10 protein-coding genes are annotated in these 14904 nt (G+C 65.0%); 5 read left to right on the forward strand and 5 right to left on the reverse strand.

Annotation, left to right across the window (positions count from 1 at the left end; all coding sequences use genetic code 11):
* Window positions 1-2713: 2713 nt before the first annotated feature.
* The 5 genes from trxA to ACFVTE_RS17350 form a co-directional block, all read right to left on the reverse strand.
* Complete coding sequence (gene trxA / locus ACFVTE_RS17330) at window positions 2714-3040, reverse strand: thioredoxin (protein ID WP_387102449.1); 327 nt, start codon at window positions 3038-3040, stop codon at window positions 2714-2716.
* Between the two features lie 38 nt (window positions 3041-3078).
* On the reverse strand, window positions 3079-4035 hold the full coding sequence (gene trxB / locus ACFVTE_RS17335; RefSeq protein WP_387102452.1) for a thioredoxin-disulfide reductase: 957 nt from the start codon (window positions 4033-4035) through the stop codon (window positions 3079-3081).
* 227 nt (window positions 4036-4262) lie between these two features.
* On the reverse strand, window positions 4263-5993 hold the full coding sequence (locus ACFVTE_RS17340) for an ABC transporter substrate-binding protein (protein ID WP_387102455.1): 1731 nt from the start codon (window positions 5991-5993) through the stop codon (window positions 4263-4265).
* Between the two features lie 172 nt (window positions 5994-6165).
* Window positions 6166-8277 (reverse strand): murein biosynthesis integral membrane protein MurJ, encoded by a 2112-nt coding sequence (gene murJ, locus ACFVTE_RS17345; protein ID WP_387102728.1) that lies wholly within the window; start codon window positions 8275-8277, stop codon window positions 6166-6168.
* A gap of 72 nt (window positions 8278-8349) precedes the next feature.
* Window positions 8350-8850 carry an NUDIX hydrolase gene (locus ACFVTE_RS17350; protein ID WP_076799448.1) on the reverse strand — a complete coding sequence of 167 codons (501 nt, stop codon included), beginning with the start codon at window positions 8848-8850 and terminating at the stop codon, window positions 8350-8352.
* 195 nt (window positions 8851-9045) lie between these two features.
* On the opposite strand from ACFVTE_RS17350, the gene ACFVTE_RS17355 reads away from it, so the two are divergent.
* The 5 genes from ACFVTE_RS17355 (at window position 9046) to ACFVTE_RS17375 (ending at window position 14823) form a co-directional block, all read left to right on the forward strand.
* Entirely contained in the window at window positions 9046-10551 is a 1506-nt protein-coding gene (locus tag ACFVTE_RS17355) for a CCA tRNA nucleotidyltransferase (protein WP_387102458.1), read from the forward strand.
* Window positions 10548-11129 carry a histidine phosphatase family protein gene (locus tag ACFVTE_RS17360; RefSeq protein ID WP_387102460.1) on the forward strand — a complete coding sequence of 194 codons (582 nt, stop codon included), beginning with the start codon at window positions 10548-10550 and terminating at the stop codon, window positions 11127-11129. Before ACFVTE_RS17355 ends, ACFVTE_RS17360 begins: the two co-directional genes overlap by 4 nt.
* A gap of 600 nt (window positions 11130-11729) precedes the next feature.
* Window positions 11730-11870 (forward strand): hypothetical protein, encoded by a 141-nt coding sequence (locus ACFVTE_RS17365; RefSeq protein ID WP_387102463.1) that lies wholly within the window; start codon window positions 11730-11732, stop codon window positions 11868-11870.
* 51 nt (window positions 11871-11921) lie between these two features.
* The gene (locus tag ACFVTE_RS17370; protein WP_387102466.1) at window positions 11922-13391 is read left to right on the forward strand and encodes a glycosyltransferase family 87 protein; all 1470 of its coding nucleotides are present in this window, start codon (window positions 11922-11924) and stop codon (window positions 13389-13391) included.
* Window positions 13384-14823 carry a phytoene desaturase family protein gene (locus tag ACFVTE_RS17375; protein ID WP_387102467.1) on the forward strand — a complete coding sequence of 480 codons (1440 nt, stop codon included), beginning with the start codon at window positions 13384-13386 and terminating at the stop codon, window positions 14821-14823. The genes ACFVTE_RS17370 and ACFVTE_RS17375 overlap by 8 nt, the downstream gene beginning before the upstream one ends.
* Window positions 14824-14904: the final 81 nt, after the last annotated feature.

Here is a 14904-nt window from a genome sequence, read left to right on the forward strand (position 1 = left end):
TTGTTTGCCGTGCCGCTTGCCTGGGTGATGAGTGCAGTCCAGCAAAGCGGGTGTGGCCGGCTGTTGTTGCTCTTCGGTGCAGAATTGCCGGGACTTACTCGTCCGTGCTTCCAGGCGCGTCGGACAAGCTGAAGACCATCCGTGAGCATGCTGGCTACTGCTGCCAGGGATAGCGCCAACGGCTCCGATAGCCTGACAGCAGGTTCGCTGGTCTAAGTGGGCGCGTACAGCCACCGCAGCGTCCATGCGCCACCGTGGGTCTGTGTGCGATCGCGTAGTCGCTTAGGCTGTCAATGGACGCGCAACTGAGAGCGCCGTCTAGGATCGGGATCAGTGCCCGGATGGTCGGGCATCCAAGTGGGGCGTGAGGGGCGCGCTAGGCTGTTGCTCTGTTGCTCTGCTGCCCCTGTTTCGCGAATTGCCGTGGGTCGCGCTTACTCCTCGGCAGGCAGTGTGCTTTGGCGGTCTTTGATGAATGCCTGGGCGATCGGTCAGTGGGCACCGCCCCCGGCACGTGTCACAGGCGGCGGTGCGGCTGGGTACCTTGCGTGCATGGTCCTCGATCTGCAGCGGCGACCGCTCGTGGAATGGCGGCACGTCGGCCCGTTTCACGTGAAACGTCGGGATCCAGTCCAAGTTGGTCGCGTCCTTGGGGACGGTACAGGTACGCTGACTGCTCGCTGCTGCTCCATACGTGTTCCGACTTCATTTGCGTCGCTCTTCGGTCGAGGAGCCTGCTTGCTAATCAGGCGACGGTCACTTTTGCCCGTCCGCAAGGAAACGTCGGACGTTGGGAGGACATTCCACTGACGGAGTGAGCCCGGCTTCCGAGTACGCCCTCAGTGCACCCGACTGGGTCGGCCCATGTTTCGCGTGAAACGGTTGCAGTTCGGTGCAGGACAGGATTCTCGAACCGCGGTTTGTTTCACGTGAAACGGTTACTCCGTGTCCCCAACGGGAGGGTGCTGGTCCGGGGCTGTAGGAGCCCAGCGACTATAAACGAAAGGACGTCGCCTTTGGGCGTCGGGTACAAAAGAACTGAACAGCGCGCCGAACGCTGTCATCGCAGGACTTGCTCCCTGCCCGGTAAACGCAACTCGTTCAGCGGTACGACGCGCTGGACACCAAATGATCGAATGGCACGTGGCGACTCACAAAGCAGCTGCGGCTATCGGCAACTTCTATCGGCACTACAACCGCTTCGCAGACGGAACTTGGCGAAAACCAAATAGTGAGGTCTCCTAGACCAAGATGTTGGTGACGATATAGTTCCTGAGGTGCGCAGCCGGCCTGCTGGTGGTCGGACCTGCCGGGTTGAATTCCGGATTGAGCGCCGCCGCCGCCCATTGACTTTGCGCCGCGAATGGGGACTGCGCAAATGGGGCGAATTGCCTCGCAGGGGCTATTGGTTTTCCTCGAACGTCCGGGGGCACAAATGCTGCAGCGACCCGCATACAACCCCGTATTCCGCTTTGAGTCTCTGCAGCTCGTGTGTGGCGGCCGGCCATTCAGGCAATCAATATAAGTTGATGTGAAGGCTCAGCCTACTAGCCCCCCTTCAGATCTCATTGCAGCTCCTTAGGGGCGCTCAGGCCCTCGTATGGATGAAACACGCATAAGGGGGTTCTTGGGATGGTGGTTCCGTATGGGCTACAGAGGTGGCCGGTTCAGCTGGCGGCCCTGCTCTTAGAATGCAACTCTCCCGGTGTCGCAGGGTTTCATCTTCTCAGAAGAAGACCCGCGGTGTTTCACGTGAAACGCGCCCCCGGGCGTAGCCGGCGCGGGCATGGTCCGCGGGTGACATGCTCCCACCTGGTGAGGTAGGCGCCGCGCGCAGAACGAGGCAGGGCGGAGTGACTGCGCATGGCGCTCCAGGTCCCACCAATTGGAAGGTTGGCAGAAGTTTGCCATTGTGGTCGGCTGAGTCCTGTGAGATTCCGATCTATTCAGCCGGGGTCCCCGCTGGTGTGCCTTGGCGACCACCAGTTGGGATCGCGTGTGAAGGAACTGCTGCGGCGGTAGCAACTCGTAGGCCCCCAAGAGAATGGAGGCCGTAGCCGCCCTGGCCGTTAACCGGCGAGCAGCAGTACTCCCCGATTGCCAGTCAATACGCTCACGTTAGCGACGACTATTGTCGCCTACGAGGCGGACGATTCGGTGCATGGGCGAACGCGTGGACGGCGGTAAAGCGTTGGACGGGAAGGGCCTATTTGCTGGAATTAGGCGTTGAGAATTATCCTGCCAGTTGTGGCGATCCTAACTACCAGCTTGCGCTCGTTTCACGTGAAACATCTTCTGCCCCACAGCTGACAATGTACCTACTTGGGACGTGCGCGCGAAGGGCTTGGATGCCTCATCCGGGCATCGCTGTGCCTAATGACTTTCGACGCTGCCTGGATGAGATAGGCGTCGGGAGTAACTGGGCCTCAAGCACTCGATGCCTTTCACCGGTTCTAGTGCAACTGAGGGATTCTTGGAGATGAGACACGGGGAATACAACCTGTGCAGGGCTATTTCTGAAGTCAGACAGTCGCCGCTGACGAAGAACCCCGAGAATGAGCCCGACTCGACCCGAATGTACTGTGCTCTTACGTGGCGCAAACAAGAAGGTGGCCATCACTCCCCTCGGAGTGATGGCCACCTTTGCGTGCCTGCAGCCGGTGCTGCCTGTCGAGGTTACCGTGCGGGTATGTAATACACAGGCCCGACGCGGCTAGGACAAAACGTCGGCGAATTCCTTCTCGAAGAACTGCTTCGGCTTGGCACCGATGACCGTGCTCTTCACTTCGCCGCCCTGGAACAGGTACACGGCAGGAATCGAGGTAATGCCGTACTCAGCAGCGATAGACGGGTTGTCATCGACATTCACCTTGACAACGTTGACCTTCTCGCCGTACTCCACGGAGATCTCATCCAGGATGGGACCCAGCTTCCGGCACGGACCGCACCATTCGGCCCAGAAGTCAACGATTACCGGCTTGTCAGCGGCGAGTACGTCAGTGCTGAAGCTTGCGTCGGTTACATCTTTTGCGTTGCTCATAACCCTTGTCTCTCTCTTCGAATGAATTTCCGCGCCGGTCAGGCGTGAAGGTCTGCGAGGTAGTGCTCGACGTCGATCGCTGCGACACAGCCGGAGCCGGAGGCAGTGATCGCCTGGCGGTAGGTCGGGTCCACCACATCGCCGGCGGCGAAAACGCCCTTGATGCTGGTACGGGAGCTGCGGCCCTCGACGGCGATGGTGCCGGCGTCCGTGATCTCGAGGCTGTCCTTGACGAGCTCGGTGCGCGGATCATTGCCGATGGCCACGAAGACGCCGGTCACGGCAAGTTCGGACTCGGTGCCGTCGACCAGGTTCTTCAGCTTCAGGCCGGTGACCTTGTCTTCACCGAGGATGTCCGCGACGGCGGTGTTCCAGACGAAGTTGATCTTCTCGTGGGCCTGGGCGCGGTCGCCCATGATCTTGGAGGCCTTCAGCGTGTCGCGGCGGTGCACCACAGTCACGGACTTGGCGAACTTGGTGAGGAAGAGTGCTTCCTCCATGGCCGAGTCGCCGCCACCGATCACCGCGATGTCCTGGTCCTTGAAGAAGAAACCGTCGCAGGTTGCGCACCAGCTGACACCGTGGCCGGAGAGCCGCTTTTCGTTGGCCAGGCCGAGCTCGCGGTATGCCGAGCCGGTGGACAGGATGATGGCCCGGGCGCGGAAGGTCTCCCCCGTTGCGATGGTGACAGTCTTGACGTCGCCGTCGAGGTCCAGGGCGGTGACGTCCTCGAACTGGATCTCGGTGCCGAAGCGGGCAGCCTGCTTTTCGAAGTTCTCCATGAGGTCCGGCCCCATGATGCCCTCGGGGAAGCCCGGGTAATTCTCGACGTCGGTGGTGTTCATGAGCTCACCGCCCGCGGTGACGGAGCCAGCCAGCAGCAGCGGCTTCAGGTTGGCGCGGGCCGTGTAGACGGCGGCTGTGTAGCCTGCGGGGCCGGAGCCGACGATGATGACATCACGTACTTCTGACGTGCTGTTTTCTGCGGTGCTCACTGAACGGTGAACCTCTTCCTTTGTCGATGCGCCAGCCTTCCGGCCAGCCACAGGGCACAACTGATTGGCAGTGTGGAATATTCCGAACGTGTTTGGAGGCAGGCGAGAACACCCGTGCCTGCGTGGAAACACCGCCACGGGACTTTCCACAAGGGTACCGCCTCCGGCAACCTCAGGGCATGCCGGTTACGCCCGTGTGGTACGTGGCGGCTGACCGGCAGTAGCGCCTACTGGACCTTGATCTCCGCGAGCCGCAGGCCGTAGCCAAAGCGGGTCTTCGGGGCGGCGAGCTTGGGAAGGTTCTTGATCGAGATGATCACGTACTGGGCGGTCACCGGTTCGGCCAGCGGCATGGTGAGGTCCGGCGAGGTGAAGCTGTTGGTTCCCACCTGCTTTGCACCGTCCAGCGACGGGCGGTCATTGGTGTACACCGTGATGCTTCCGCCCGAGGCACCCAACTGGTTCAGGGTGATCGAGGAGACCTGGGAAGGGCTCTTGAGCTTGACCACCAGCGGGACGCCTTCCGGAGCAAGGCCTCCCCAGTCCTCCGTGGCAAACTCCATGTCTGACCAGTAGCTGGCAGCATTGCCGTCGAACGCCTTGCCGAGGTCGTCGTCGTACGTCGCGGCGAAATCAAAGTTGCCCTGGCGGGTGATCCCCTCGATGGCCGGCGGCCCTGCGGCCGGAGCGGTGCTCTTGGTCGGCGTTCCGGTACTCGGCTGGGCGGCGGCCGACGGCGGTGCGCTGGCTCCGGGGGTCGCTTCCGTCTGCGGTGCGCTCTTGAAGAGGCTGCCCAGGTTGGTCACGGCGAAGATGAGTCCGACGATCAGGACGGCTGCGAGCAGGCCACCAACAAGCCAGCGCATGGAACGCGGTTCTTTCCGCGGCTCGTCGTCTTCATCGTCGTAATACTCGGCAGCCGGAGCGGCACCAGTGCGGGCGACGGCAGGGAAGTTGCCTGCTCGGCGGTCCTGCTCGTGCGCGTTGCTGCCCTCGTCGCCGTACTCGTCTTCGGGGTCATAGTCGTTCTCGGACCACAGCGACACCTTCGACGAGTTGTGGCCGTCACCGGAAGCTGCGGCAGCACCGGCAGCAGCTGCACCTGCGCCGGCGGCGCCGCGTGCAGCGTTTCCGGAACGGCTGGTGTCGCGCTGCAGCAGTGCCTGCTCGACGTTGTCGTGCTGGACGGTTTCCTGTACTGCGTCCTGCTCGTAGCGGTTACCCGGCTGAACCGGCTGGGGCGCAGTGGTCTCCGGGACGCCCTGCCTGTTTGCCCGCGAACCAGCAGCACCGGCGGCGGCACCCGCAGCGGCACCGGCGGCAGCTGCCGGACCCGCCGCGGGGCGGGCAGCCGGGAGCGGCGGCACGACGGGAGCCTTCCGCACGGGCGCTGTGGGGGCCTGTCCGGGAGCGGCAGCGGCGTGGCTGGAGGCACCGTGGCCGGACCGGCTGGCGGCGGGGCTTGGCGCGGTGGCAGGGTATCCGCCCGGTCGGGACTGGCCCTCGCTGTAGTTCTGGTCGCCGTTGTAGTTGATGTACCCGGCTTCGACCTCGTCGTCTTCGTCGTAGGTTTCGGGTTCGTGGGAGCGCGCCTGGCCGAAGATCTCGCTGCCCAGGGTGTCCGTGAAGAACGGCTCCACGTAGGGCGGGTTGGAGGCGACCACAAGGTCCAGCAGGTCAGCGGCGGAGGTGTGGTTGGTGATCAGGTACGTCGTGGCGTCGCTGACTCCAAGGTCCAGGATCTGCACGTTCCCGGGGCGTTCGCCCGTGGCCACTTCGCGGGCGCTCTGGGCCACCTGGTCGGCGTTGTACGGGCCGGCCACCAGGATGCTGACCGGACGGTTCAGCACCTGGTCCACACCGTCCAGCACCAGATCCTGGTCATGCGAACTCAGCACTGTGGCCGTGACCTTGTAGCGGCCGCCAAGTACTGATCCGACATCGATCGGGTGGGACACGTGTTCCTCCTAGCCTGTCCGGGAATTGCTTCTGGCCCTGGCGATGCATCGCCACGGAAGGCCTCCGGCACGCCGGCGGACCCCTTGGTCTGCAACTACCCTTGTTCCCCTCGATCCTAGCCGATGCTGCGCAACGGCCGCGGAGGACGGGGCTGGCAGACTCCCGCCAGGGCTACTTTTTCCTCCGTCGCCGCGACGGGAAATGCGGGTTCTGGCCTGGGGTCCCCTGGTAGGTGTGGCGGCCGGGAAGCGGGATCTCCCCGCGCAGGGCGTTCCCGCGGGCCGTCCCGGGGACGTCCTCCTCGGGAAGGTAGGTGGCACCGTCGTAATCTTCCGGTTCCGGCTGGGGCGCAGGCCCGGCGCGGAAGGAGGCGGAATCGAACTCGCCGGAAATCCGTGGAATCAGGCCGGTGTCCGAGGAGACCGTGGCGCGTTCCGGCGTCGGACGCCGCCGCGACGCACCGCCAGCGGCCGCACCGGCAGCCGAAGCCGCGGCGCTTGCGGGGGCAGACGGAGCAGCCGCCGGTGCGGCGGACCCACGGCCCAGCCGTCCCAGCAGCGGGCGCAGCAGGTCGCGCAGCTCGGTGACCCGGAACAGCTTCAGCAGCACCAGGTACGCGGCCAGCATGACGGGGCCGACGACGACGATGGTCACCAGGGCGGCGGGCCGGCTGCTCCAGGCAAAGCCAACCGGGCTGTAGCTGCCCATGAGCCACAGTGCCCCCGCGCCCGCAACAGCCGAGCCGAGGGCGGCGTAGCCCATGCGGATGTACGAGTTGATGATCCGCGGGCCGTCCAGGTGCCCCAGCAGCCGGCGCAGGAAGAATGCCGAAACAACCACCGAGAGGATGTTCCCCGCGGTGTACAGGACGGCGATGGCGAAAATGATCTGGTCGAACGGCAGGAACTGGATGAAGAACGCGGCCACCACATTCACCAGGGCCAGCACCAGCTGGATATAGAACGGCGTGCGCGCGTCCTCATTGGCGTAAAAGACCCGGGACATCATGAAGTTGGCGCTCATGAACGGGGTGCTGAGCGCCAGGATGGTAAGTGTCTGCGCCAGCATGACGCCATCCGTGCGGGTACCGCCGGAGAAGAACATGCCCAGCGGACCGGCCAGTGCGAACAGCGCCAGCGCGCCGAACACCGTGGCCACGGCCATGGTCCGCAGGCCGTGGGACAAGGCATCCCGAAGTGCCATGCGGTTGCCATCCTGCGAGGCACGGGTCATGCGGTTGAACAGCACCGTAGCCAGCGAGAGTGCGATGATCGAGTGCGGCAGCAGGTACAGCTGGCTCGCCACTTCCAGCACCGCGTTGCCCGGAAGCATGTCTCCGGCGGGGTCGCCGGCCTCCTGCAGCCGGAGCCGTTCGGCGCCCGGGATGGTGGCGATGCGCATGACGTACAGGAACGCGAGCTGCCCGACGGCGGCCGTCATGAGCGTCCATACGCTCAGTCGCGCGGCGTGACCCAGCCCCACCCCGCGCCAGCCAAAGCGCGGGCGCAGCCCGAGCTTCAGCCGGAACACCGGGATCAGGAGGATGGCCGTCTGGGAGAGGACGCCGATGGTGGAGAACCCGGCGACGAAGAACGTCTGGGACGCGCCCCAGTTATCCAGCGAATGCCGGTTGACGTTGTTGGCACCGAAGATCCAGATGAACATGCCGAGGCCGGCAATTGCCACGACGTTGTTCAGGATGGGCGCCCACATGGCCGGGCCGAAAGCACCGTTGGCGTTGAGGACCTGGGTCAGCAGCGCGTACAGGCCATAAAAGAAAATCTGCGGCAGGCACCAGAAGGCGAAGGTAACCGCCAGCGCCTTTTGCTGGGGCGAGTAGCCCTGCGTGGTGAGTTCAATGACGGCGGGCGCAAACAGGGTGACCAGCAGGGTCAGGGACAGGAGGACGAGAACTGCCAGCGTAAGCAGCCTGCTGATGTAGTCGGCTCCCCTGTCCGGGGCCTTGCTCGCCTTGATGATCTGCGGCACCAGCACGGCGTTGAAGACGCCGCCGGCCACCAGCAGGAAGATCAGGTTGGGCAGGTTGTTGGCGTTGATGAACGTGTCATTAACGGTCGAGCCCAAGCCGAGGGCAGCGCCGAGCATCCAGGTCTTGCCGAACCCCAGCACACGGGACACCAGCGTCCCGGCGGCCATGATGGCGCTGGAACGTGCCTCGCCGGGCTGCGCGGCACTGGAGGCTGCCTCGCTGGCGGGCGTCACACCGGGCGGTGTTTCGCCCGGCTGGGCGGGCTGGTCGGAGGACGGATCGTCTGCTGACATCGTCTTCATCGTCTCACCCGGGTGCTCATATTGCGGCACGCAAGGGGGTATCCGGCGGGCATTGCCGGACGGTCAGAGGTGCTCGGGAAGGACTTCGCGTGCCAGGTCGGCGATGCGGCGCTCATTGGGGAATGAAAGCTTGCGGGCAAGCTCGTGGATGGGAACCCAGGCAACATCAACCGCTTCCTTGTCAGGATCGTTTTCGATGGTGAGTTCGCCGCCGGTGGCGCGCAGCAGGTAGTGGTGCACTGTCTTGTGCACGCGGTGCCCGCTGACGGTAAACCAGTAATCGATGCTGCCCAGCGGGGCCAGAATGTCACCGTCGATGCCGGTTTCCTCGGCAATCTCCCGGACCGCGGCTTCCTCGTTGTTCTCCCGGCCCTCCGGGTGGCCCTTGGGCAGGCACCACTCCAGCCGTCCGCCCCTGTTAAGGCGGGCAATAATCGCAACCCTCAGTTCGTCGTCGGACGTGTCAACCACGACGCCGCCGGCGGAGATCTCCTCCACAGTGGGGAGCGAGGCCGGGGCCGAGTGCGGTGCAGGCGCGACGTGGGCACCGATTGCCGACGGCAACGGTGGGTTCGTCCTCCTGCCGGGAGCGCTCGGTACTGGATGGGCCATGCAGTCCACTCTAACGACTCTTGCCCCGCCGTGATGACCGGGACATGGCTTGCAGGTGGACTGCATGTGACAGGGTTCGCCGGCGCCGTCGCACAATGACGGGATTTGGTGCGGTGGGGCTTGGTTTTCTGACAAGCTTAAGTAACTATGGCGCACGCACATCAAAAGACTGATCTTCACACCGTTGACTTCCAGGTGGACCCGGTGGTCCTGGAGCTCGGTCAGCGGTTCGTGGATGCCGGTCATGAGCTGTCGCTGGTCGGCGGCCCGGTCCGGGACCTCTTCCTGGGCCGCACCTCCCCCGACCTCGATTTCACGACAGATGCGACGCCGGACCAGACAGTGGCGCTGATCAAGAAATGGGCGGACAACTTCTGGGAGATCGGCCGCGCCTTCGGAACGATCGGCATGCGCAAGGCCGGCTTCCAGATTGAAATCACCACCTACCGCGCCGAAGCCTACGACCCCGAGTCCCGGAAACCCGTGGTGGCCTTCGGTTCCTCCCTCACGGACGACCTGCTGCGCCGCGACTTCACCATTAACGCCATGGCCCTGCGTCTGCCGTCGATGGAGCTGGTGGATCCCTTCGGCGGCGTCCGCGACCTCCACGCTTCGGTGCTGGCCACCCCGGGCGCGCCCGAGGCATCCTTCTCCGATGATCCGCTGCGGATGATGCGCGCCGCGCGGTTTGCGTCCCAGCTGGGCGTCACTGTGCGGGACGACGTCCGCACTGCCATGACCCGGATGGCCGAACGCATCAGCATCATCTCGGCCGAACGCGTCCGCGATGAGCTGGTCAAGCTCGTTTGCGGGCGGCACCCCCGCGCGGGCATCGACCTGCTCGTGGACACCGGCCTCGCTGAGTTCGTGCTGCCCGAGGTGTCCGCGCTGCGGCTGGAATCGGACGAGCACCACCGCCACAAGGACGTCTACCAGCACTCCCTCCAGGTCCTGGAGCAGGCGGCAGCTTTGGAGACGGATTCCGACGGCGCCGTTCCCGGCCCGGACTTTGTCCTCCGGTTTGCGGCACTGATGCACGACGTCGGGAAGCCGGCTACGCGCCGGTTCGAACCGGGCGGCGCGGTCAGCTTCCGCCACCACGACATGGTGGGGGCGAAGCTGACGACGAAGCGGATGAAGAAGCTGCGCTTCGACAACGACACCATCAAGGCGGTGGCCCGCCTCGTAGAGCTGCACATGCGCTTCTACGGCTACGGGGAGGCCGGGTGGACCGATTCTGCGGTGCGCCGTTATGTCACCGACGCCGGGCCCCTGCTGGAGCGCCTGCACCGGCTGACCCGCTCCGATGTCACCACACGCAACCAGCGCAAGGCCGATCGGCTCTCCTTCGCGTACGACGACCTCGAATCCAGGATTGCCGCACTCCGTGAGCAGGAATCCCTGGACGCCGTCCGGCCGGACCTCAACGGCGCCGAGATCATGGCGCTGCTGGACCTCAAACCCGGACCAGTCGTGGGCAGGGCCTACAAGTTCCTGCTGGAGGAACGGATGGAAAACGGTCCGCTTGAGCCTGCCGAGGCCGAGTCCCGGCTGCGGGCCTGGTGGGCTGAGCAGCCTGAGTCAGCTGCTGCTTCTGTGTCTTCTGCTTCTCCCGCCGACGTCGAATCTTCCCTAACCGAGGAGTCCAAGTGAACGCCGCCAACATCGCCCGCCCCCAGCTCTGGATCCTGCGGCACGGCGAAACCGAATGGTCCAAGAGCGGCCAGTACACCGGGCTGACGGACCTGCCCCTGACGGTGGAGGGCGAACAGCAGGCAGTCGAGGCGCGCCGGATCCTGGACACCGTCGACTTCGACCTGGTCCTGACCTCCCCGCTGCGCCGGGCCCGGCGCACCGCGGAACTCGCCGGTTTCCCCGACGCCGTCCACGAACCGCTGGCCGTCGAATGGGACTACGGCGACTACGAAGGCATCAGCTCTGACCTGATCCGCAAGGACAACCCCGACTACCTCATCTGGACGCACGGGGTTCCCAACGGCGAAAAGCTGGAGGATGTCGCGGCGCGGGCAGACAAGATCATCGCCCGGGTCCTGGAGTCGGGGCTGGACAATGTCCTGGTGGTGGCCCATGGCCACTTTTCCCGGATCCTCACCGCCCGCTGGCTCGAACTGGATCCGACTGAGGGCCGGCATTTCCTTCTCGGAACAGCCAAAGTCTGCACCCTCGGCTGGGACAAAAGGACACCCGTGATTCTCCGGTGGGGCCTGTAAAAGCGCCTTTTTGGATTTGTTTTTCGAATTTTTGGAAAATAAGTAGTCAACGCCGGCATTCCTGGTGTACTTTTATTCCTGACCCCAGAGCGATGCGCCGGGGTCTCGGCGCACGCTGTTCGGCCAGTCAGCCGGAACAGCGGCAGAGCAGAAAAGGAGGTTGGGAAAATGATTACTTTGACTAGCGGATGGAAGATGACCATCACCGCGTTTCCGGCCTTCGTTGCTGACCCGCGCCCTCTTCACGGACTCGCCCGAGCGTAGTTCTGACTCCAGGCTCTATCCTGGCCCCCGGCCGTTCTCCCGCGCTTTTGCGGAAGAGCTGGCGGGGCATCGGCGGATTTTGCCTTTCTCAGAAATTCTGACCCCGGCGGTCTGATGTAGCGGAACCACGCGGTTGCGCAGCTCGCCCATAATTCGGAACCCTGCTTCTTGTTGGGATTGCCGCGCTGCCGTTCCGTGGGCCAATTGTCGCTTTTGCGGCTCCTATTTTTCTGCCGGGCATTTCTTTGCCTTTTTTAGGCCATTTCCTCGCATGCCTGAATGGCTCTAATTGCCATGCCCGGATTCTTGCCTCATTTCCAGAAAGGAGGTGAAATTATGCTCCGCAAACTAAAAGAGATCCTTTTCGGCCTCGGTTCGGCCTCGCTCCAGCAGCCACAGTTCGACGGCCAGATGCTGGACCGGAAACGGGAAGACGTCTACGCGCTCATGCACGAGCAGATGATCAGCCTGCGCTGAACCGTCTGCCGGCGACCCGACGGCCCGGGACCCACCGGTAAGCTCGAGAACATGCAGGAGACACAGCCGCCGCCAGAACGAAAGCTCGCGCGCCTGGTGGTGCCGAGCCGCAGCGACCGTTTCCTGCGCAACTTCACAGAGCTCATCGGCGGGCCCCTGGGCCAGCGGTCTGCCCCGGGGGTGGTCGCGCCCGGCTTTTTCACGGTGGAACGCGTGCTGATCATCCTGACCGTGCTCGCAGCCCTGGCTGCCATCGCCGTCAAGGACTACTGCCGGGTGAACGGCTGGGAGACGCCGTCGCAGTTTTACGCGACCTGCTACTCAGACTTCCCTGAACTGTTCCGCAACCGGGGGCTGGGCAGCGGGGCATTTCCTTTTTTCACCCCGGGTGCCCTCTTCGAGTATCCGGTCCTGATGGGCCTGATTGCCGGCATCACGGCGCTCCTGGTTCCCGGCGAGGGAGTCACGGACGCCCGGATCCTCGGCTACTTCGACGTCAACGCCACCCTTGTCGCCGCCGTCTGGATCGTCACCGTGCTGGCCACGGCCCGCATGACCCGGCGGCGGCCCTGGGACGCGGCGATGGTGGCCGTGGCGCCCGGCATTGTCCTCGCAGGCGTGATCAACTGGGACATGTGGGCCGTGGCCATGCTGACCCTCGGCATGTACTTCCTGTCCCGGGAGCGGCTGGTACTTGCCGGCATCCTGATAGGTCTGGGAACCGCCACCAAGCTGTACCCCGTCCTGGTCTTGGGCGCCATCTTCCTGCTGGCCCTGCGCACAGGGAAGATCCGGGCCTTCGTGGTCCCGGCAGCGTCAGCCGCGTCAGCCTGGCTGGCCGTCAATCTGCCCATTGCCGCGCGGGACCCGGCCGGCTGGAAGTACTTCTTCGAGTTCACCCAGGACCGCCCCGCGGGCTACAGCTCGCCTTGGTTTGCGTACAACCTGGTGGCCGGGCGGGTGCGCTGGACGCTCCTCACCCCGGAGGCCATTAACACGCTGGCCCTGAATGTGTTCCTGCTGGCCTGCGTCCTCATTGCGGTCCTGGCCCTGACCGCCCCCCGGCGGCCGCGGATTGCGCAGCTGACATTCCTGATCGTGGCGGCCTTCATTCTCACCAACAAGGTCTACTCGCCCCAGTTTGTCCTGTGGCTCGTGCCGCTGCTGGCCCTCGCCCGGCCGATGTGGCGCGATTTCCTGGTCTGGCAAGGCATTGAGGGGCTGCACTGGGCGGCCATCTGGATGTATCTTGGCCAAGTGACCAGCGGTGGCGTCTCACAGCACAACATCGACATGCCGTATTACGTCCTGGCCGTCGCCGCCCATATGCTTGCAACGGCATATCTCATGCTGCGGGTCGCCTGGGACGTCTGGGACCCCAGGTACGATCCCATCCGGCGGCACGACATGGACGACCCCCACGGGGGTCCCTTCGACGGTGCACCGGACTGGTTGCGGATCGATCTGTTCCGTCCCTCTGCTTCCCTGGTGCCATGGCGAACGGCTGCCCGCGATGCCTGATGTCGCCGTCGTTGGTTCGGGACCCAACGGACTCGCCGCCGCCGTCGTCATGGCGCGGGCCGGACTGAAGGTGCGTGTGTACGAGGCCGCGGACCAGCTCGGCGGAGGATCCCGGACATCCCAGGTCATAGAGGAAGGGCACTGGCACGACGTCTGCTCGGCCGTGCACCCGATGGCGCTGGCCTCGCCCTTTTTCCGGGCGTTCGAGCTGGCGCGCCGTGTGGACCTGCGGCTTCCGCCAGTACAGTTCGCCTCACCGCTGGATCGTGGCCGGTCCGCCTTGGCGTACCGTTCGCTCGACCGGACCGCCGACGAGCTGGGCAAGGACGGCCACGCGTACCGAAGGCTCCTCGCTCCGCTGGTGCGGCACATCGACGGCGTCGTGCAAACCACGTCCGACCAGCTGCTGCGCGTTCCCGGTGACCCGCTGGCCGCCGCCGTTCTGGGACTGCGGACCTTTGAGCAGGGATCGCCTCTGTGGAACCTGCGCTTCCGGCAGGACCGGGCACCCGCTCTCGTCAGCGGCGTGGCAGCCCACGTGGTGGGCCGCCTCCCGTCCCTGTCCGGGGCGGGTGCGGGCCTGCTGCTCAACGCGCTGGCGCACAGCGGGGGCTGGCCGATTCCGGTGGGCGGATCGTCAGCCATCGCCGAGGCCATGGCAAACGACGTCAAAGCCCACGGCGGCGAGCTGCAGACAGGATTCCGGGTCACGTCGCTGGCGGAGCTCGAGCCGGCGAAGGCAGTACTTCTGGACGTGGCGCCCCCAGCCCTGTCCCGCATTGCAGGCAGCCGCCTGCCCGCGGCCTACCGCCGCGCACTGGAGTCCTTCCGGTTCGGCAACGGCGCGTGCAAGGTGGACTTCATCCTGTCCGGCCCCGTGCCGTGGACCGCTGCGGAACTGGCGGGCGCCGGAACAGTGCACGTGGGCGGCACCCGGGCAGAGATGGCGGCGGCGGAAAACGCCGTGTCCCATGGCCGGCACCCGGAGCGGCCCTACGTCCTGGTTTCGCAGCCGTCCGTGGTCGATCCCGGCCGCGCGCCGCAGGGCAGGCACATCCTCTGGACCTACTGCCATGTTCCGGCGGGGTCCACTGTGGACATGGGCCAGGCCGTCATGGACCAGCTGGAGCGCTTCGCGCCCGGGTTCCGTGACCTCGTGCTGCGACACAAGGTCACGACGGCGGCAGAACTGGCCGCCTACAACGAGAACTACGTCGGCGGCGACTTCAGCGCCGGCCTGCTGGACCCCCGCGGCCTGATCCAGCGGCCGGTCGTCTCGCCCGTTCCCTGGCGCACGCCCGCTCGCGGCATATACCTGTGCTCCTCGTCCACCCCGCCCGGACCCGGCGTCACGGGCATGCCCGGGTTCCGCGCCGCTACATATGCACTCAAGGACATATTCGGACTGGACGTCCCGGCACTGGGCTTGTAGCCGGTACGGGCCGTGGCTGCAGCGCGACGGTGTGGCGTGGCTGTTTCGTGGCTGGCGGCCCACTGCCGCCGGGGGATAATA

This window comes from Arthrobacter sp. NPDC058097 (assembly GCF_042884885.1).
Lineage (GTDB): Bacteria > Actinomycetota > Actinomycetes > Actinomycetales > Micrococcaceae > Arthrobacter.